The organism is Corynebacterium rouxii, from assembly GCF_902702935.1.
Taxonomy (GTDB): domain Bacteria; phylum Actinomycetota; class Actinomycetes; order Mycobacteriales; family Mycobacteriaceae; genus Corynebacterium; species Corynebacterium rouxii.
Genome location: NZ_LR738855.1, coordinates 235,911 through 255,834, shown reverse-complemented (window position 1 = coordinate 255,834; position 19,924 = coordinate 235,911). Strand labels below are relative to the sequence as shown.

General features: G+C 57.9%; 18 protein-coding genes. 6 read left to right on the top strand and 12 right to left on the bottom strand.

What is annotated here, in order from left to right; genetic code table 11:
- The first annotated feature begins 47 nt into the window (after window positions 1-47).
- Entirely contained in the window at window positions 48-884 is an 837-nt protein-coding gene (locus CIP100161_RS01395) for a DMT family transporter (RefSeq protein ID WP_155871328.1), read from the top strand.
- 1 nt (window position 885) lies between these two features.
- Here the strand turns inward: CIP100161_RS01395 and CIP100161_RS01390 are convergent, their stop codons facing one another.
- From CIP100161_RS01390 to CIP100161_RS01360, 7 genes are all read right to left on the bottom strand, one after another.
- Window positions 886-1,923, bottom strand: coding sequence for a mannosyltransferase family protein (locus CIP100161_RS01390; protein ID WP_155871326.1), 1,038 nt, complete (start codon window positions 1,921-1,923; stop codon window positions 886-888).
- Window positions 1,924-1,969: 46 nt separating this feature from the next.
- The gene (locus CIP100161_RS01385) at window positions 1,970-3,622 is read right to left on the bottom strand and encodes a phospho-sugar mutase (RefSeq protein ID WP_155871324.1); all 1,653 of its coding nucleotides are present in this window, start codon (window positions 3,620-3,622) and stop codon (window positions 1,970-1,972) included.
- Window positions 3,623-3,629: 7 nt separating this feature from the next.
- Window positions 3,630-4,286 (bottom strand): deoxyribose-phosphate aldolase, encoded by a 657-nt coding sequence (gene deoC / locus CIP100161_RS01380; protein WP_155871322.1) that lies wholly within the window; start codon window positions 4,284-4,286, stop codon window positions 3,630-3,632.
- A 34-nt stretch (window positions 4,287-4,320) separates the two neighbouring features.
- Window positions 4,321-5,685 (bottom strand): MFS transporter, encoded by a 1,365-nt coding sequence (locus CIP100161_RS01375; RefSeq protein WP_155871320.1) that lies wholly within the window; start codon window positions 5,683-5,685, stop codon window positions 4,321-4,323.
- A complete protein-coding gene (deoD, locus tag CIP100161_RS01370) occupies window positions 5,682-6,398 on the bottom strand; it encodes a purine-nucleoside phosphorylase (protein ID WP_003850368.1) in 717 nt (238 codons plus the stop codon). Before deoD ends, CIP100161_RS01375 begins: the two co-directional genes overlap by 4 nt.
- A 182-nt stretch (window positions 6,399-6,580) precedes the next feature.
- Complete coding sequence (locus tag CIP100161_RS01365; protein ID WP_155871318.1) at window positions 6,581-7,687, bottom strand: HNH endonuclease signature motif containing protein; 1,107 nt, start codon at window positions 7,685-7,687, stop codon at window positions 6,581-6,583.
- A 202-nt stretch (window positions 7,688-7,889) separates the two neighbouring features.
- Window positions 7,890-8,828, bottom strand: a complete 939-nt coding sequence (locus CIP100161_RS01360; RefSeq protein WP_155871316.1) for a sugar-binding transcriptional regulator — start codon at window positions 8,826-8,828, stop codon at window positions 7,890-7,892.
- A 242-nt stretch (window positions 8,829-9,070) separates the two neighbouring features.
- On the opposite strand from CIP100161_RS01360, the gene leuA reads away from it, so the two are divergent.
- Genes leuA through CIP100161_RS01335 form a run of 5 tightly spaced genes read left to right on the top strand, consistent with a single transcriptional unit; the run spans window position 9,071 to window position 14,874 of the window.
- Window positions 9,071-10,888 carry a 2-isopropylmalate synthase gene (gene leuA / locus CIP100161_RS01355; RefSeq protein WP_155871314.1) on the top strand — a complete coding sequence of 606 codons (1,818 nt, stop codon included), beginning with the start codon at window positions 9,071-9,073 and terminating at the stop codon, window positions 10,886-10,888.
- Between the two features lie 23 nt (window positions 10,889-10,911).
- A complete protein-coding gene (locus CIP100161_RS01350) occupies window positions 10,912-11,712 on the top strand; it encodes an NADPH-dependent oxidoreductase (RefSeq protein ID WP_155871312.1) in 801 nt (266 codons plus the stop codon).
- Between the two features lie 3 nt (window positions 11,713-11,715).
- Window positions 11,716-12,837, top strand: coding sequence for a DNA polymerase III subunit epsilon (locus tag CIP100161_RS01345; protein ID WP_155871310.1), 1,122 nt, complete (start codon window positions 11,716-11,718; stop codon window positions 12,835-12,837).
- A gap of 20 nt (window positions 12,838-12,857) precedes the next feature.
- Window positions 12,858-14,120, top strand: a complete 1,263-nt coding sequence (locus CIP100161_RS01340; protein ID WP_155871308.1) for a Mur ligase family protein — start codon at window positions 12,858-12,860, stop codon at window positions 14,118-14,120.
- 1 nt (window position 14,121) lies between these two features.
- On the top strand, window positions 14,122-14,874 hold the full coding sequence (locus tag CIP100161_RS01335; protein WP_155871306.1) for a type 1 glutamine amidotransferase: 753 nt from the start codon (window positions 14,122-14,124) through the stop codon (window positions 14,872-14,874).
- A 6-nt stretch (window positions 14,875-14,880) separates the two neighbouring features.
- Here the strand turns inward: CIP100161_RS01335 and recR are convergent, their stop codons facing one another.
- The 5 genes from recR to CIP100161_RS01310 form a co-directional block, all read right to left on the bottom strand.
- Window positions 14,881-15,537, bottom strand: a complete 657-nt coding sequence (gene recR, locus CIP100161_RS01330) for a recombination mediator RecR (RefSeq protein ID WP_014319696.1) — start codon at window positions 15,535-15,537, stop codon at window positions 14,881-14,883.
- A gap of 3 nt (window positions 15,538-15,540) precedes the next feature.
- Window positions 15,541-15,861 (bottom strand): YbaB/EbfC family nucleoid-associated protein, encoded by a 321-nt coding sequence (locus tag CIP100161_RS01325; protein WP_155871305.1) that lies wholly within the window; start codon window positions 15,859-15,861, stop codon window positions 15,541-15,543.
- Window positions 15,862-15,935: 74 nt separating this feature from the next.
- Entirely contained in the window at window positions 15,936-18,041 is a 2,106-nt protein-coding gene (locus CIP100161_RS01320) for a DNA polymerase III subunit gamma and tau (RefSeq protein ID WP_155871303.1), read from the bottom strand.
- Window positions 18,042-18,051: 10 nt separating this feature from the next.
- A complete protein-coding gene (locus CIP100161_RS01315; protein WP_155871301.1) occupies window positions 18,052-18,603 on the bottom strand; it encodes a suppressor of fused domain protein in 552 nt (183 codons plus the stop codon).
- Between the two features lie 3 nt (window positions 18,604-18,606).
- On the bottom strand, window positions 18,607-19,866 hold the full coding sequence (locus CIP100161_RS01310) for an aminotransferase class I/II-fold pyridoxal phosphate-dependent enzyme (protein WP_155871299.1): 1,260 nt from the start codon (window positions 19,864-19,866) through the stop codon (window positions 18,607-18,609).
- Window positions 19,867-19,924 lie beyond the last annotated feature (58 nt).

Below are 19,924 nucleotides of genomic sequence, written 5' to 3'. Positions count from 1 at the left end.
GCGTCGTAAAGCAATGATGCTGCGTAAACCGTATAGGCTAAATCCCGATGTACAGCAATTTCCTCGCCATGGCGTTCGCCCTCGCCTCGGCCCTCACCATCGCATGGGGCACCGTGGTCCGGCACCGTATAGCCGAGGAAACCGACGGCTCTCCCCTTCTCGAAGCGGTCACCCATTTCCGCTGGTGGGTTGGCAGCCTCACTGCCCTGCTCGGCTACGCGCTCCAGGTGGTGGCTCTCGGGTTTGGCGCTCTTTTGATAGTTCAACCGATCCTTGTGCTGTCGCTTATGTTTACGCTTCCGCTGTCCGCGCGTTACGACGGCCGCCTCCCCAGCCGCGACGAGATGGGCTGGGCGGGCGCGCTCACCGTGGCCGTCGCCGTCCTCGTTGTTCTGGGCAAACCGGCCGCTGGTGACCCCCAGCCCCCTATGGATCGTTGGCTTCTCGCCCTTGGGATCGGCGCTGTTATCCTGCTGGCGCTGTGGTTTATTTCCGGCCGCCTCGCCCTTAATACTCGTGCCCTAGTCCTAGGGTCTATCACTGGCGGGGTGTATGGCTACGTGGCTGTTCTTTCCAAGGCCACGGTGGACATCATGACTCATGGCGGTATCGCCACTCTTGTGTTTTCTTGGCAGGGCTATTCCCTGTTGTTTGGCGCGATTCTGGGCACTGTGATTCAGCAGTACGCGTTTAATGCTGGACCGCTCAAGAATTCCCTGCCGGCGATGACCATTGTGGAGCCGATTGTGGCTTTTGCTCTGGGCTATGCCGTGTTGGGTGAGCAGTTCCAAGTGTATGACTTGAATTGGGTGTTTATGGCAGCTGCGTTAATCACCATGGTGGTGTCTACTTTTGCGTTGTCGTGGCGCGGTGTTGGGAGCTAATTTAGATCGCCCAGGGGAACACCACGATCATGTACGCCGAGATGGCAAGTCCTCCTAGCGACCATAGAATTACCGCAGGCCAAGTGCGGATAAACGGCAGGGCGAGCAGGACCATGGGCAGCAGGAGCCGCGGGCGGGAGTGCATGATTCCGCCGCTGAGCAGCACGTTGAGCGCGATGAATAGCGAGAAGAGCCACGGGGCGAGCGGGAGGCGCTGATAAGCCACGATGAGCGCAATGACTGCGATGATCATGCTGACGGAGCTGAGTACGTAGCCGAGGCGGATGGGCTCGTGGAGGCTGTGGATGATCCAGTTGATGGTGCTGATTCCGCCGTCGAAGCCCGAGCCCCACCCTTTTTCTTGGATGCCGAAGTAGCCGCCGGCGTCGCGGGTGACCCAGGAGGCCCAGGCGAGGTAGCTGGCGGTGGGCAGGGCCGCGATTGCGGCGAGCGGTAAGTGGCGTTTGGAGGCCAGCAGCAAGACGATGGCGAAGGTGGCTACGAGGTCGATTCCGGTGAGGCGTACGAGCCCTGCGAGGGCGATGAGAAAGGTCGTACGCCGCCAGCGTTCTTGCATCATGGCGACGATTGCCCAGAGGCTTAGCGCCATGAAGGGGGCTTCGGTGTAGACCATGGTGAAGGTGCCGGACATGGGCGCGAAAAGCACCACAAGCGTTGCGACGATACGTCCACTCGGCGTGGTGAATCCCATAAGTTCGGCGAGCCGCATGACCGCTAGGGCGAGGGCAACCGTGGCGATCGTGACAATGACCAGCCCCGATGCTTCCAGCGGCAGATGGGTAATCGCGCTGAGCACGCGCATGGTGATGGGCAGCCCTGGGAAGAATGCGACGCTGGTTTCGGGGTTGGCGAGGTAGCCGTCGCGGGCGATGGTGAGATATTGGTCGGCGTCCCATTTCAACGCGGCGGTGGTGACGGCGTTGGGGATTCCGGCGGTTGCTCCTGCTATGGCAAAAGCCCCGAGCCGCAACACGGTGGTTGCGGCTACGAGGGCTAGTGCTGTGAGTACCTTGTTCATACTTGTCACTAATGTAGCAAGGCTGAACGCGGAGGTTGTTTCTCGCCTACATTCCGAGGTGGGTGCGCAGTGCGGTGGCGATAGCGTCGAGACGTTGGGTGGCTTCGGCGCGTGGGATGGTGCCACCGGTGACGGGCATGACCACTTCGAGGTAGCACTTGAGTTTTGGCTCGGTGCCGGATGGGCGGCAGATGATGCGGTCGTTGTGGTCGGTGATGAACATCATGCCGTCGGTTGCGCCCCATGGCAAGGTTGGGTCGTTGAGGTCGGTGACCTCGGTGACGGTTGCGCCTGCGAGTTCGGTTGGCGGTTGTGTGCGTAGGGTGCTCATGGCGCGGGCGATGATGGAGAGGTCGTCGACGCGGAAGGTCAGCGGCGCGGTCTGGTAGAGGCCGTGCTCGCGGGCCAGGTCGTCGAGGGCATCATCCAAGGTACGGCCTTCGGCTTTGAGGGCACTGACGAGGCTTGCTACGACTACGGAGGCGGAAACGCCGTCTTTGTCGGCAACTGCTTCGGGATCGCAGCAGAATCCGATGGCTTCCTCATAACCGAATACGAGTTCAGGGGTGCGCGCGATCCATTTGAATCCGGTGAGCGTGGTGGCGTGAGTACGCCCTGCGGCTTCGGCGATCTTGGAGAGCAGGCGGCCAGAGACGATGGAGTTGGCCATGGAGCCTGGCTTTGCGACGCCCGCACGGTATGCACCTAGTACGGCACCTGTCTCGTCACCGCTGAGTTGGCGCCAGCCACCTTCGGCGTTCGCGTCTGGGGTGGCGACAGCACAGCGATCCGCGTCGGGGTCGTAGGCGATGATGACATCGGCTCCGATGGCGTTGGCGTGTGCCTTGGCTAGGTCGAGTGCGCCTTTTTCCTCTGGGTTCGGGAAGGACACCGTGGGGAAATCTGGGTCTGGCTCGGCTTGTTCTGGAACGAGGGAGACGTTGAATCCAGCAGCGGTGAGCACCTTTTCGCCTAGGGCTGCACCGACGCCGTGCATGGCGGTCAGTGCAATGAGGATGTCGCTCTTCTTGTCCGCGAGGGTCAGCGCGCGGGTGAGGTAGTCCTCGCGTGGATCAACATGCTCGATGTTGTCGGTGGTGCGTGGGATCTCGTCTGCATAAGGTGCTGCTGCGATTGCTTCGGAGATTTCCTTGTCTGCTGGGCTGATCAGCTGCACGCCTTCGGCTGGACCTTGGGCAATGCGTCCGCCGAGATATACCTTGTAGCCGTTGTCGGCTGGTGGGTTGTGCGAGGCGGTGACCATGATGCCGGCATCGGCACCGAACTTCTTCACACTGAAGGCGGTCAGCGGAGTGGGGTTTTTGGCTGGTAGCAGCAGGGCGCGTCCGCCGGCTGCGGAGACGACCTCTGCCGCTGCTTGGTGGAACTCAAGGGATCCATGGCGGGCGTCGCAACCAATCACGATCGTTGGGGTGGCATCTGCGCCAAGCTGGGTTTTTACCCAGTTAACTAGGCCGTAGGTGGTGCGCAGGATAACCGCCAGGCTGAGCTGGGATTCACCTGCGCCCACTCGTGCTCGCAGGCCGGCGGTGCCAAAAGTCAGCGGTCCGTTGAATGCCTGCTGGAGGGATTCTTCGTCGTGAGTTTTAAGCCAGCCCTCGATGGTTTCTTTGGTGCGAGGGTCAGGATCGTGGTCCGCCCACTCGCGGGCTGTGTGCTCTAGCTCTGCGTAGCTCATGATTGCTCTACTCTCCTAGTTCTTCAAGGATGGCTGCGGAGGCAGACAGACCCAAGCGGGTAGCGCCAGCTTCGATCATGGCAAGTGCGTCCTTAGCGGTGCGGATACCACCGGAGGCTTTGATTCCGAGGCGGCCACCAACGGTTGCGTGCATAATTTCCACGGCGTGGACGCTTGCGCCACCTGCTGGGTGGAAGCCGGTGGAGGTCTTAACAAAGTCAGCACCAGCGTTTTCGGAGGCCTTGCATGCTGCGACGATTTCGTTGTCAGTCAATGCTGCGGTTTCGAGGATGACCTTGAGGATTCCTGGCGCTGGGACAGCGTCGCGAACAGCCTTGATTTCGGCCTCAAGCTCGTCAAACTTGCCTTCCTTGGCGAGGGCGATGTTGATCACCATGTCGACTTCTTCTGCACCATCAGCAACGGCGCGGGCAGCTTCAGCAGCCTTGATCTCGGGCTTTACGGCACCGGATGGGAAGCCGACGACGGTTGCTACGTGGAGGTTTTCTGGAACCTCAACTGGTAGTGCGGATGGGGATACGCACACCGAGTAGGTGCCGAGGCGGGCGGCGTCGGCAATGAGTGCCTTGAAGTCGTCGGTGGTTGCCTCTGGCTTGAGCAGGGTGTGGTCGATCATCTGGGCTACGTCGTTGCGGGTAGTCATTATGGTGAATCTCCTTGAAAAGTGGGTGGATGTTTTAGTGGTTTGCTACGGAATCGATACCTGCGGCCTTCTCGCGGCTAAAGAGCGCGCGGTCAGCAATGAAGTACATCATGGCACCGACGACGGCGATCGCGGCAAGAATCCAGATCACGGCGTTGGTTCCGATGCTGAGGTTCATCAGCTTGAAGGTGTAGGCGATACCGAGTGGGATACCAATGTTGATGGTCAGATTGTAGAAGCCAATGGCCACACCGGATTTCTCCGGCAGGATGTTGGCGAGCGCAGTGTTCACTAGCGGCGCGTAGAGCAGCGCGAATCCGGACGCGAACAAGATGATCGATGCGATAGCCACGGCAACGTGCACCTGGATGGCGAGCGCGCCAACCACGAGCGCCACGATGATCATGCCCAGTGCGGTGAAGATCGTGCGTCGCGACGTCATCAGCTTGCCGATTTTTCCGGAGAAGATACCGATCAAAACTGCACAGATATAACCTGGGATCATCAGATAGGATGCCTGAGCTTGGTCTAGTCCGTGGAATTCTTTAGCTGCGAATGGCAGCAGCACGATGTAGCCGAGCTGGGTGGAGTAAATGATCAGCACGAGCAAAATTGCCCATACGTAGCGACCATTTTTAAAGAACTCTGGGTTGACCACTGGGTTCTTGGCATTACGTACGTACCAGACGAAGACCACAACGCTGACCAGCATGAATGCCAACCAGAACAGTTTGAAGGCCTGCATGTACTGGATAACAGAGGTGGCAAAGATAGCGATCAGGAACAGGCCAACAACATCGAGGTGCGACGAGGAGGCTTCTTCTTCTGGAACGGTCTTGAGAATGAACGGCACAGCTGCGATCAAGATCAAGGGAACCAAGAACATGACGCGCCAACCAATGTAGGTGGAAATAGCACCAGAGGTCAGTGCGCCCACCAGCAAGCCGGACTGGAATGCGGCGGTAGAAAAGCCGAGGTAGGTCTTTTGGTCTTCCGCGGCAAGGTGCTTGGTCACGTAGATCACGTACAGCGTTTCCGCTGCGGCAAGGCCACCGGTCTGAATGAGGCGACCTGCAAGAACAAGTGGCCACGAACCAGAGAACACGAATCCGATGACGGATCCTACGATCACCAGGCTGATACCGATAAGCATAAGCTTGCGGATCGAGATGGCGTCGGCGAGTGCGGCATACACCACAGCGCCAATACCGATGATCACACCGGCAAGCGATGCCTGCAGCGAGGCGGTGTTGGGGTCAATGCCCAAACCTTCTGCCATTGGACCGGTCATGGTCTTGAAACCATTGTCCACAATCAAACAGAAAACGAAGCTGAACAGCAGGACCGGCACTGCCGCTTTCGGATTAGTGGGCTTTAAGGTTGCGTTGTGTGTTGTCATGCGCGTGCCAATGGTAGTGCGAGTTCCATCATGTCAGTGAAGGCGCTTTCGCGCTCTTCGGCCGTGGTGCGCGCGCCGGTGAACAGGTTGTCAGACACGGTAAATACGCCCAGAGCATTTGCACCGGCGTATGCAGCGATGGAGTACAGTGCTGCCGATTCCATCTCCACACCAAGTACACCCATGCGAGCCCAACGCTCATTCACGGTGCTATCAGCATTGTAGAAAACGTCGGAGGACAAAATGTTGCCGACATGAACCTTCTTACCCTTGCGGTCAGCCTCATCCATGAATGCCTTGAGCAGGGTCCACGATGCGGTTGGCGCGTAAGTGCCAGGCAGGTTGTACTGCTCGAGGAAGTTGGAGTCGGTAGAAGCAGATGCTGCAACGATGATCTCATAGAGGTCAATATCTTTCTGCATGGCGCCAATGGAGCCCACGCGAATGACATTGCGAGCATCGAAGAAGTTGATGAGCTCGTAGGAGTAAATGCCAATAGAAGGCATACCCATACCGGAACCCATCACAGAAACTGGGGTTCCTTGGTAGGTGCCGGTGAAGCCGAGCATGTTGCGCACCGAGTTGAACTGCACAACGTCTTCTAGGTAGGTGTCTGCGATAAACTTTGCACGCAGTGGGTCGCCAGGCAACAGAACGGTTTCTGCAATGTCGACGCCCTTGGGATTGATGTGTGGGGTTGACTTTTCAGCCATGACGTACATCTCCTCGCTCGTGAATTATCTGATACTTCGAGGCTAGGCTCGATCAGTTACAAATGTCAATGTTCACTTTTACATTTGTTCTATGGTCTATATCATAGTCCCCTGGGCGGTTACTAAATTTAGGCATGCGGAATCCACGCGCGAGCAACCGCCGCGCACACATTCCCCATTCCCTACGCCGCTTTTTTGATTTTCTTTTCTCTGCGTTGCCTAAACGTTTGCCCCGCTAGCACCCCCTCTGGTGTGGTAACCACCGTACGATCACCGATCTGCCACGACACCACACCATAAGCATCAATCTCACAATCCACCCGACGAGACGTCTTCATATTATGATGATGTCGGCATAAACACTGGGCGTTAACAGCACCAGTAACACCACCATGACCATATTCTTCAACATGGTCAATATCGCACCACTGCGCTAACACCCCACAACCAGGAAAACGACACACCCCATCACGACCTTGAATAAACCTACGCATCGCTTCCGTAAACCGGTAACCGGCCACCACAGCAGTATCAACATCACCAAGCACACGAATAACAGCATGCTCAGGCACCGTCGGCAAGGCCGTTCCTTGTGGAGTGTAGGTAATTCCAGTACCAGTGTCGTAGACGTTGATCACCACACTGGTTTTATCCTCTAACAGTAGTTGTAAGGCTGTGGAGTCATCACAATCGTGGGTCTTTTTAATGCTACGCAGGGTGGTCTCGAGTAGTTCTGCGACACCGGCGTGGATGAGAGCATCGATACCTGCCAGTCCGTGTCCAGCATCGTAGACGTAGAGGTATTGTTCTGGTTTTCGGGTGTTGTCGAGGTGATAACCAAGAGCTGTGATGGTTTTGCGTAAAAATCGAATAATAGCCCTGGTGCTAGGGATGGTTTGTGCGGGTTGCGTGGGTGTAAGCCAGCGCGTGAGATGGGCATCGATCGCATCAAAGTAAGTGGTTGGTAGTGCGGAGATGATTCTGGTGATGGCGATCAGTCGGGTGTCGTCGAGGTGCCAGAGTTGTTGGTAGAGGGTGTGTAGTTGTGGGAGTTGGGTGAGGTAGTAGATGGCGTCGAGGTGGTCGCAGACGTAGCGTTGGGTTTTGCCGATGCGGGTGGCGATGTCTGCAGTGTAGGTGTCGACGTCGTCGTTGTCATCGGGTTGGAGGCTGTGCCAGCGGTGGTAGTCGAATTGGGTGTGGAGTCGTTGTGCACGACATAGTGGGTCGTTCATGTCGCAGTGACTGTAGAACGGTTGTGTGTTGGTTGTATCCCCTGTGATGTTCATGATGTGGCCCCCTGGTTGTTCATGTTGGTTGCAAGTGTATCGCAGAATCACAACAACCGAAAGAGCATTCGAACAAAAAGGGGTAACAGAAGGGGCTAGCGCACATCACTGCACTGTGGCTACACTCAAAATCAGCCAATTAGACACAGGGGGAATGAAAATGGCACGAATATTCGACTACATAAACAGCGCCGTATTACCACTACACTATCTCTACTACGCGCTGCGCCGTAGCATGATCGATCACCACATGGGTCGCCACTCCCGTACGCAGGGCAGCCTCGATCGCGGGCGCTTTCTCCAAGCCGCCCGCGACCAGCACTCGCACGGGACGCTTCTTCAAATCTGTCAGCGATATTCCCACCGTACGAGCATCAATATCAGGATCCGCAACCTCACCTTGAGTATCATAAAAACGCGAACACACATCACCTACCGCATGTTCCATCAAGCGAGCTTGCTCACCAGGCGACAGATATCCCAGATTAAGCAGCAAGCTCTCCGGCTTTACCGCTCCGACCGTAAACACGGCAACATCGCAATGCGCCCCCAAATCCAGCATGGATGCAATATGGCGATCTTTTACCACCAATTCTTTAGCCTCTTTACTGTCAAGAATGACAGGCAGCGGCAACATCATCATTTCCGCATTCAGAGCTCGCGAAAATCGCGTCAGTGTAACCATGTCATTGGTGTTGCGCGCGGTATGCGAGTGCCCTCCTTTAAGCTGCACCACCTTAACGTCCACCAATGGCAAGGTGCGCAAATGCTCAGAAACCGCCAACATTGTGTCACCCCACGACACGCCCACCGTCATGCCATCTTTGACAACCTCTTCCAGCAACGCAGCACCAGCATTGCCCAGCTCGCCAGTCAACCCCCTCCCCATTGCAGGAGATTGCACCACGCGTACATCGACAAGCCCATAGCGAGCACAAAGCTTTTCGACATACCCACCAGCAACCTCGCGAGGGTCATTCAGGGAGATAGTGACAAACCCCTTGTCGCGAGCATGCGACAGCAGCTTAGATACCGTGGGGCGAGAAATCCCCAGCTCTTTAGCTACTTGCGCCTGCCCCAAACCTGTCACGTAATAAAGTTTGGCAGCATCAAGAGCAAGACAATCGCGGGCGTCAATCATATGTATATTTTTACCCCACCCCACCCCCTAATCACGACACATCTCATAATATATTCCACATAGTGAGATTTCTAGCGCATGAGACGGGATTCATGTATGCTACTTCACATGAATCCCGCGAACCTTCTCCTTCTTCGCCGCGGCGGGTCACAGGCTTAACGTCCCTTGCACACAGCTGGCTCCCCGTCGCGGAGTTCTGGTGTAGCCGGCTGTAACAAGAACCCACTCGAAAGAAACTACCAATGACCTCCCCAGATACATTCATCTCCGCCCCTGCCGCTATCGTCACCCCACGCGGCGATAAAGCACCAGGCCAAGCCCCATGGAACACCCAGCGCAATTCCTCCATGGCAGTAAATCGATACCAACCATTTCACGTCGAAGTAGAAAACATCGATCTCCCCGACCGCACTTGGCCACAAAAGCGCATCACCAAGGCGCCACAGTGGTGTGCAGTGGACCTGCGCGACGGTAACCAGGCACTTATAGATCCAATGAGCCCTGAGCGTAAACGCCGCATGTTCAATCTGCTGGTCAACATGGGCTACAAGGAAATCGAAGTCGGCTTTCCTTCCGCTTCTCAAACCGACTTCGACTTTGTTCGCGAAATCATTGAGAACAATATGATTCCGGACGATGTCACCATCCAAGTCCTCGTACAAGCTCGCGAACACCTGATCCGTCGTACCTTCGAAGCCTGCGAAGGCGCAAAAAACGTGATCGTACACTTCTACAACTCCACATCGATCCTGCAGCGCAACGTAGTATTCCGTAAAGACAAAACAGCAATTAAAAAGTTAGCTACCGATGCTGCCGAACTGATCAAGTCGATCGCAGTGGACTACCCAGATACCAACTGGCGCTGGGAATACTCCCCCGAGTCCTACACCGGAACCGAGCTGGCATACGCCAAGGAAGTTGTCGATGCCGTCGTCGAGGTCATGGACCCAACCCCAGACAACCCCATCATCATCAACTTGCCGTCAACAGTTGAGATGATCACCCCAAACGTTTATGCCGATGGCATTGAATGGATGCACCGCAACCTCAACCGACGTGACAGCATCATCTTGTCCCTGCACCCCCACAACGATCGTGGTACTGGTGTCGCTGCAGCAGAGCTGGGCTACCTCGCAGGTGCAGACCGAATCGAGGGCTGCCTGTTCGGCAACGGCGAACGCACCGGCAACGTCTGCTTGGTCACCCTTGGCCTGAACATGTTCACCCAAGGCGTGGACCCACAAATTGATTTCTCGGATATCAACCAAATTCGTCGTACCGTTGAATACTGTAACCAGCTGCGCGTCCCGGAACGCCACCCTTACGGTGGCGACCTGGTATTCACAGCCTTCTCTGGCTCCCACCAAGATGCCGTTAACAAGGGCTTGGATGCCATGGCTTCACGTGTGCGCCCCGGCGCGACGCACACCGAAGTCTCGTGGGACGAGCTGCGTGGCGAGACATGGGAGGTTCCATACCTGCCTATCGACCCGAAGGATGTGGGCCGCAACTACGAGGCTGTGATCCGCGTGAACTCGCAGTCCGGCAAGGGTGGAGTTGCTTACATCATGAAGACCGACCATGGCTTGGCGCTGCCTCGCCCCATGCAGGTCGAGTTCTCTTCGATCGTGCAGGAAGTTACCGATGCCAAAGGTGGCGAGGTTAATTCCAAGAGCATGTGGGACATTTTCGCCCACGAGTATTTGGATAGCACCAGCCCCGTTGAGCAAGTCTCCATGAGCGTTGACGCTGCGGAAACTGAAAACGATGAGGCGCGTATTCACGCTCGCCTGATTGTTAATGGTTCTGAGACGACGATCGAAGGCCACGGTAACGGACCAATCGCCGCATACGCCAACGCGCTGGAGTCCTTGGGCATTGACGTTGAGGTGCAGGAATATGAGCAGCATGCTCGTACCGCAGGTGACGATGCTGAAGCCGCCGCCTACATTTTGGCAGAGGTTAACGGCAAGAAGTTCTGGGGCGTGGGTATCGCAGGTTCCATCACCTACGCTTCCCTGAAGGCGATTACTTCTGCAGTCAACCGTGCGCTGAGTTAAATAACTACTTACACTTGGCCTCCATGGAAGCCATCAGGGAAGCCGACATGAAAGCAGGCATAAAGACAAGTATGAACGAGACGATCCGCACCCAGCTTAACCACCGCACTATCCGTGAGTTCACCACCGAACCCGTATCGGAGGAGATCATGGATCAGCTCTTTGCGGTGGCGGGGCGGACTGCTACCTCGTTGGGCATGCAAAGTACCAGCATTATCCGTGTCACTGATCCTCAGCTACGCACACGCCTAGCAGAGATCGGTGCCCAGGAATATGTCGGCCGCGCCCCCGTCTACCTGCTGTTTATTGTCGATTGCCACCGCAACGCAGGTATCCTCCAAGAGTTGGGCGCAGATCCTGCCGGTGCTGCTACCGCCCGCAACTTTGTCCAAGGGTTCACCGACGCCTGCCTCACCGCACAAAACGTGTGCATCGCTGCGGAATCACTGGGGCTAGGCGTGAACTTCCTCGGCAACGTCCACAACGACGCCGCAGCTGTGATCGAGCTCCTGCAGCTACCTGAGCTCACTTTCCCAGTTGTTGGCATGACACTGGGCTGGCCTAATCAAGAACCGCAGCTTAAACCACGTATGGCTACCCCATTGCGCACAATGGAAAATGGCTATCATGCGCCCAGATCGTGGCTAGAAGTACTCAGCGACTACGACCAAGAGATGACCACCTACTACGATCTTCGCGATGCCAACCGGCGCGTAGATAGCTTCACCCGTCAGGTGCTCGCGAAAAATCCTATTGCAGGAGCCGAATCCGATAAACGCAATCACACCTTTGCGATCGCCCGCGATCAAGGGTTTAACCTCTAGGATTTGAATGTTTCTCTGCCCGCAAGACCGCCAGCTAGACTGTTCCCCATGACTAATAAGGACCAACAAGAGCGCGATAAGGCGCGGGCACAGCGCGCCGCCGAGCAGGCAGCGGCTCGAAAAGCAGAGAGCGAAAAGGCTCCTTATGTGGCATTATCGGTGCAAGCCTCTGGTATTCACCCATCGACGAGCCGTCTAATCACCATTGATGCCGTTACATTCACAGAGCAAGGCGAGGAAGTCGATCACTTCTTCGCAGTGCTCAACCCAGAATCTAACCCTGGGCCATTCCATCTGCATGGCCTCTCCTCTGAGCAGATCAAAGAGGGCAAACGCTACTCGCAGATCCTTAAGGCTCTTGACCGACTCATCGATGGCCGCACCCTGCTAGTACACAACGCAGAGCTGGTGTGGGGATTCATTGTTTCTGAGTCGAAACGTGCAATGAGCAATGCTGCCCGTGCTAACCGTAGCCGCAATCGGCAACGTAATCGGCGCAGGCAACGGGTGGGCCACATCCCCAAGCCGGTCACGATTGTGGATACGCTCGCCACCGCACGCCGCCTGGGACTAACGTTTGCCGACATCCGCATTAGGAACGTCGCAACGCAACTGGGCCTAGAAGCCCCTGATGCCCGTGCGAGTGTGGCGCGCGCGCAGGCAGACACCACACAGCTCACGCGGGAAGACACGCTTTTGGTGGCGCGGATGTTCTTTGTGGAACACGCCCAGGGAGTGGTCGCGTCGACAAGCCCTGAGGATCTGCGCGCAGACCGCTTTGGCCTGCAACGATCCAACATTCGCGTGGATGCCATGGAGGTACCGCGCGTGTGGGAAAACCCCGGCATCTACACCAAGGAGCGCGGACTGGTGCAGGGCATGGAAGTTGTGGTGGCGCCTGAGATCACCATGAATCCGGACCGGATTATTCAGGCGATCGTGCGCACAGAGCTGGCATACAACGAGAAAATTACCCGCGCCTCCAGTTTAGTTGTGTGCAATAAAAGTGAAGACCTCACTGGCAAGGCAATGCACGGCGACCGCAAAGGAATTCCACTGATGACGGACGAGGAATTTCTGCGCGCAGTTGAACACGTCAAGCCGGGCAAGCCAGCAGAGACCTAAGTGGACTAGACTTAGTCGCCATGAGTTTTAATTTGCGCACTCGCCTTGCAATCGGCGCGGCCGCTGTGGCCACTACGGCTTCGCGGGCGACCGGCCGTGGCTCCGGCGGCATGATTGGTGGTCTGATTGCAGAAAAAATCGACCCGAACATCATGCAGTCGTTGGCTAAAACACGTCCGACCGCGCTCGTAACAGGCACGAACGGCAAGTCCACTACTACGCGCATGCTGGCCAGCGCGGTCCGCACCCAGCACACGGTGGCCACCAACGAAGGTGGCGACAACATGGATGCCGGCATTATCTCCGCCCTCATGGCGGGACAATCGGCGAGCCACGTGGTCCTTGAGGTCGATGAGCTGCATGTTCCTTCGGCTGCCGACCGCCTCCACCCAGAGTGTCTGATCCTGCTCAACCTCACCCGCGACCAGCTCGACCGCGTCGGCGAGATCAACAAGATCGAACGTGCCCTGCGCGACTGCGTGACCGCACACCCCGACATGACCGTGATCGCCAACTGCGACGACGTGCTAGTCACCTCCGTGGCTTACGACGCCCCCAACGTGGTCTGGGTATCGGCTGGTGCCGGGTGGACCGGCGACTCCGTGTCCTGCCCACGCACCGGCAGCCATATCGTCCGCCAAGACGACCACTGGTACGCCACCAAACCACTCCCAAACGGCGAAACCTTCCAACGCCCCACCCCCGCATGGACCATCACCCCTGATGGCATTCTCGCCCCAGGGCATACCGAACCCGTGCCGCTGTCCCTAGCACTGCCGGGCAACGCCAACCGCGGCAACGCCACCCAAGCGATCGCCGCAGCCGTGACCTGCTTCGATGTGCCGTTAGATGATGCTGTACGCGCCGTCGAAACGGTGGACGATGTGGCAGGCCGCTACTCCACCATCACCCTCGGCGAGCACCACATTCACCTGCTGTTGGCTAAGAACCCTGCCGGTTGGCAAGAGGCGCTGTCAATGGTGGATCGCACCGCCGAGGGCCTCGTGATCGCCGTCAACGGCCAGGTTGCCGACGGCGAGGATCTCTCCTGGCTTTGGGACGTCAAGTTCGAAGAGCTCGAAGAGCTTTCCGTCAAGGCTGCCGGCGAGCGCGGCACGGATCTCTCCGTGCGTCTGACTTACGCTTCCGTGGACCATGAGCTGGTGCGTGACCCCCTCGCCGCCATCAAGGCCTGCCCAGCTGGCCGCGTCGAAGTCTTGGCCAACTACACCGCATTCCGCGATCTCAAGCGCGCCATCACCGCCGCAACCAAGGAGGCTTAACATGAGCGAATTAACCATCGGTTTAATCCTGCCGGACGTGTTGGGCACCTACGGCGACGACGGCAACGCCCTCGTCCTGCGCCAGCGCGCCCGCCTGCGTGGCATCTCCGCGGAGATTCATACGGTTCGCCTCGGCGAAGCCGTCCCAGAAGGCCTCGATTTGTACTGCCTCGGCGGCGGCGAAGACACCGCCCAGATCTTGGCGGCAGAACACCTCAACAACGACCAAGGTCTGCGCCGCGCCGCTGATCTCGGCCGCCCAATTTTGGGTATTTGCGCAGGTCTACAGGTGTTGGGGCGGTCCTTCCGTGCCTCTGGAAAGATCGTCGAGGGCGTAGGGCTTATCGACGCCACCACTGCCTCCCTAGCCAAGCGCACCATCGGGGAACTTCAGTCCACCCCCACCGCAGCAGGTTTTACTGCGGAACTCACCGAACCCCTGACGGGTTTTGAAAACCACATGGGTGCGACCATCTTGGGCCCCGACGCCCAACCGTTGGGCACTGTCACCCGAGGTGTGGGCAACACTGATCTGCACGGCATTACTACCGCCTCAGTGTCTGATGAGCAGGTGTCTTATGAGGGCGCTGTGCAGGGCAACGTGGTGTGCACCTATATGCATGGCCCAGCGCTGGCCCGCAACCCGCAGCTTGCGGATCTCTTGCTAGCCAAAGCGATGGGCGTTGCTCTTGCTGATCTGGCCCCCTTGGATCTGCCGGTCGTCGACCAGCTGCGCAAGGAGCGCCTAGCGTAGGTTTTCCTACAGCGTCAGCCTGCCACTCAGGGCGCGCGACAATGTGAGTTCATCAACGAACTCAAGGTCGCCGCCTAGTGGCATGCCGGAGGCAAGACGTGACACAACAAGGTCTGGGAAGTCGCGCAGCAGCCGCGCCAGGTAGGAGGCTGTAGCTTCGCCTTCGGTGTTGGGGTCGGTAGCGAGGATGACTTCGCACACTTCTGGGGAGGCGTCGTAAAGCGGTGCCTCGGGGGTGGAGTCGGCGAGTTCGCGATCCGGCAACACGCCGCCGATACGCTGCAACAACTGCGAAATGTTGAGCTCACGGGGGCCAATGTTAGCGAGGGGATCAAGCGAGCCGCCGAGCACATGGTAGCGACCTGTGTACTCGCCGGTCCGTTCAATAACCTGAATATCTTTGGGTTCTTCCACCACACAGATGGTGCTGCGATCGCGTGAAGAGTCCGCACAGATGCGACAGACTTCCTCGCGGGAGATGTTGCAGCAAATGCGGCAGAAAGTAACACCGTCACGAATAGCGCCCAGCGCATCCTGCAGACGCGTAATGTCTGCGGGTTCCACATGCAACAGGTGGAAGGCAATGCGCTGAGCCGACTTCGGCCCCACACCAGGGAGCCGAGAAAATTCGTCGATCAGGTCTTGGAGAGGTCCTTCGAACAACTCTTAGAACATCCCACCAAGGCCGTCGAAGCCCTGAGACAGTGGGCCCATCTTCTGCTCTGCAAGGTTTCCGAGCTTCTCGTGTGCCTCTGCGAATGCGCCAACGAGCAGGTCCTGGAGGGTTTCTACGTCGTCAGCGTCAACAACCTTAGGGTCGATGGTGACGGAAGAAACCATGCCGTTGCCCTGCATGTCGATGCTCACAAGGCCGTTGCCAGCGGTACCGGTGACGGTGGTAGCAAGGATCTCACGCTGAGCTTCCTGCAGCTTAGCCTGCATCTGTTGTGCCTGTGCAAGGATCTGGGACATATCCGGCTGAGTCATTCAACTGCCTTTCGCATTGTTTTTTTAGTATCCGCCACACCTGCTGTGCGACGGCGGTCATTCGAATAGTGTACCTAAAGCTGTCGAGCACCTAGCTCTTCGGAGAGAATGTCCACGGCAACGGTCATGGCATCGCGATGGTCACGATTACCCACGCCCTGTGCCGCTTCCCTAACCATCTCCTCTTCCTCATCATGGTCCACTACATAGTTAGACGTAGCCTGAGGGGCCTGAGGTTCCGGCATCCCCTCATCTGCGGGGTATCCGTAAGGGTCCGGCGGCACATCCGGCTCTTCCGGCTCGGGGGGCAGCGGCACACCATCGGAGAACGACGGCCGCTTGGCGCGCTCTTCCATCTTGCGCATGCCACGCTCAGCAGCCTGCTGCCAGCGGGGTTTCGGAGCTTCTTGCACAGGTTGCGGCGCAGCTGGAGGTTGTGGTGCCGTCACCTTGGCAGGACTAAATCGCTCAACCGGCGGTGGTGACGGAGGCGTAGATGGTTGCCCACCACCGAGCGGCGCAGGTGCACCCCAGACGTTGTTGCTGGCAGGAGCCGGTTCCGGCTCGGGCTTGGGCTCCGGCTCGGGCTTGGGTTCCGGGTTCCACACCTTTTTGTTTTCTGGTTCGCTAAAACCAGCAGCTTTGGGGTCCGTACCCACTACGCACTCAATGGTCACATCGAGGTCAGTTTCCTGCTTAATCGCAGTGACGATGGAGCCTGCATGCTGCGGGTCGTTGATCCGATGCGCCAGTGCACCGGTGTTGTGACCGATCACAAGGGTGGAGCCATCGCGCAAACCCAGCAAAGTGGCTTGGCTGAGCAAAATACCAGCCACAGAATTGGCTTTGAAGATCACATCGCTGATCGTTGCCCACTTCTCTTGAATAGTGGCAAAACCATCACGAGGCTCCGGTTTTGGTTCCGGCTCGGGAGCAGGGACGGGTACAGGTGCGGCCACCTCGGCGTTCTTGCGTGCGGCGGCTTCCCTAGCCAAGCGGACGGAACGGCGCTCGTATTTAGCGGGGATCTCAGTAGGCGCTGGTCCCGGCGCGGCAGCAGGTGCAGTGGCAGTTGCGGCGGGCTGTGCGCTGGGCAGGAGCATCTTTGCGCAGAGGATTTCGAGGAGTAGGCGCGGCGATGTCGCTCCTTTGAGGCCGCGGAGGCCGTCGTTGACCAGTGCTGCTAGTCGGGCGGCTTCGCCTGCGGGTAGGTGTGCGGCTTGGTCGCGGAGGATGTCGCCGCGGTCGGTGGGGGCGTCGACAAGCCCGAGGGTGAGGGCGTCGGGGACCGATTGAAGAACCATGAGGTCGCGGAAGCGGTCGAGGAGGTCGGTGGCGAAGCGGCGGGGGTCGAGGCCAGCTTCGATGGCATCATCGACAACTTGGAACAGGGCGGCGTTGTCGTTGCCGGTGAGGGCGTCGATGAGGGTGTCAATGAGGGTGTCATCGGTGGCCCCGAGCAGCATGCGGGCGAGGTTGTAGTCGAGGCCGTCGGGACCTGCGCCGGCGATGAGCTGGTCAAGGATGGAGAGGGTGTCGCGCGGGGAGCCGCCGCCGGCACGGATCACGAGTGGGTAGACGGAGTCTTCCACCGCGACGTGTTCGCTGGCTACGGTGCGTTCCAGCAGGCCACGCATGGATTGCGGGGTCAGTAGGCGGAAGGGGTAGTGGTGGGTACGCGAGCGGATTGTGGGAAGGATTTTTTCCGGCTCGGTGGTGGCAAAGATAAAGATGAGGTGCGCCGGTGGCTCTTCGACGATTTTGAGTAGGGCGTTGGCGCCGTCGCGAGTAATCATGTGCGCTTCGTCGATAATGAAGATGCGGTAGCGCGATTCGGCGGGAGCGTACATGGCGCGGTCGCGGAGCTCGCGCATGTCGTCTACGCTGCGGTTACTTGCCGCGTCGAGCTCGGTAACGTCGAGGTTGCCAGGCCCGTTGGGGGCAAGCGAAATACACGAGTTGCATTTGCCACAAGGAGTGGAGGTGGGGCCTTCGACGCAGTTCAGGGAGCGCGCCATAATGCGTGCCGACGACGTCTTTCCGCAGCCACGTGGACCCGAGAAAAGGTAGGCGTGGTTGATTCGGCCACTGTCCAATGCCACCGATAGTGGTTGAGTTACCTGTTCTTGCCCCACGACCTCTGCGAACGACGCTGGTCGATACTTCCGATATAAAGCCACGTACCCTAGCCTACCGACTCCAATCCAGTAGATCGATTCCCGCTCGCGCAATCTCCGACTGGAGTTCCGGAATGCCATAGGTGACCGCGTAATCGAATTCCTCTTGGGTGAGCATCACCAGCTGGAGCATCACCGTCAGCCGATCCGGTTCATCACATTGGGGCACTTCCCCACCCCACACATAAGGAACCACAAAAAGACCATGCCGCACGGTGATGTCGGTGTCATCGAAGGGTTCGATCCCCACGGCAGGGACTAACTGGCCAGGTTGTGCGGGCAGCGAGCCGGAGGCGTCGTAAAGCAAGATGCCAAGCGCACGCAACAACTCCACGAACTTGTCAGTGCCCACCCCCGCGTGTGCAACCGTGAATATCTCACTGCGCACGTCGCGGCCACCCGCCTCCAAGCCGGTGTCCACGCGCGCAAAGTCGAGAGTGGTGGCGAGCATATCGTCGCCGAGATCAACCGTGCCTACTCGAAAACTCTCCGCGGGTGCAGAATGAATCGTGAGCTCACCAGGGAATACGCCATCGAGCCACACGGCCGTCTCGTCAAAATTCATGCACTACACCTCAAGGGCTGCCATGAGAACACAGGTAGCAAAACCATCCATGGCCACCTCAAGCTCTGCCACAGGTGGCAACGACGGCGCCAAGCGGATGTTCTCATTGTTAGGGTCGTTGTGCAGCGGGAAGGAAGAACCAGCACCAGTCAACGCAATACCAGCTTCCTTGGCCAGCTCCACCACGCGCGACGCCGTACCAGGAACCACGTCCACAGAAATGAAGTAGCCACCAGTAGGAGTGGTCCACTTAGCCACACCGTACTCACTGAGACGTGAGTCGAGAATCTCGAGCACACGCTCAAACTTCGGAGCCAACGACGCCGCATGCTTGAGCATATGCGCCTTAAGACCCGCCACATCACCAAAGAACTGAGCATGCGCCAGCTGGTTGAGCTTGTTCGGGCCGATACCGCGCACATTAGCGTGGCTGGCATACCACTCAATGTTCTCCTTGGAGGAAGCAAAGAAGGACACACCAGAGCCAGCGTGGGTGATCTTGGAAGTGGAGCTCATGAACCAGAAGCGGTTCGGGTTGCCCGCCGCCTGCGCAAATTCAATAACATTGTGCACAATTGGGAATTCGTTAGTAAGCGTGTGCAACGCATAAGCGTTATCCCAAACAATGCGGAAATCAGGAGCAGCGGTAGACATCTCCGCAAGCTCGCGGCACGTCTGCTCAGAGAACGTCACACCCGTAGGGTTCCCAAACACCGGCACCGTCCACATGCCTTTCACCTGCGGATCCTTCACCAACTCACGGACCACATCCATATCCGGCCCCTGATCCGTCATCGGAACATTGATCATCTCGAAGCCAAAGTGCTCCGTGATAGTGAAATGACGATCATAACCAGGCACAGGGCACAGCCACTTCACCTTCTCCTCCGCCGACCACGGGCGTGGCGAATCATTATTGCCCCACGTGTACGACCAAGAAATCAGATCAAACATGATGTTCAGGCTGGAACCATCCTGCGCCACCACCAGATCAGCAGGCAGACCCAACGCCTCAGCCCACAACTCACGAATATCCGCAATACCCAGCAGGCCACCATAGTTACGGCAATCCACGCCATCTTTCGTGCGGAAGTTCTCACCTGGCAAGGACAGCAGATCATTGGACAAATCCAGCTGCTCCGCGGAAGGCTTACCGCGGGTGAGATCCAAGGACAGATTCTTAGCCTTCAACTCCGCATACTTCGCGGTGACTTCCTCACGCACCTGCGCGAGACGAGCTGCATCATAATCCTTCAAAGACATAAGCATCCTTACGGTCCGTGGTCCCGTGGGCACCGCTTAACGACGCCCACCTCATACC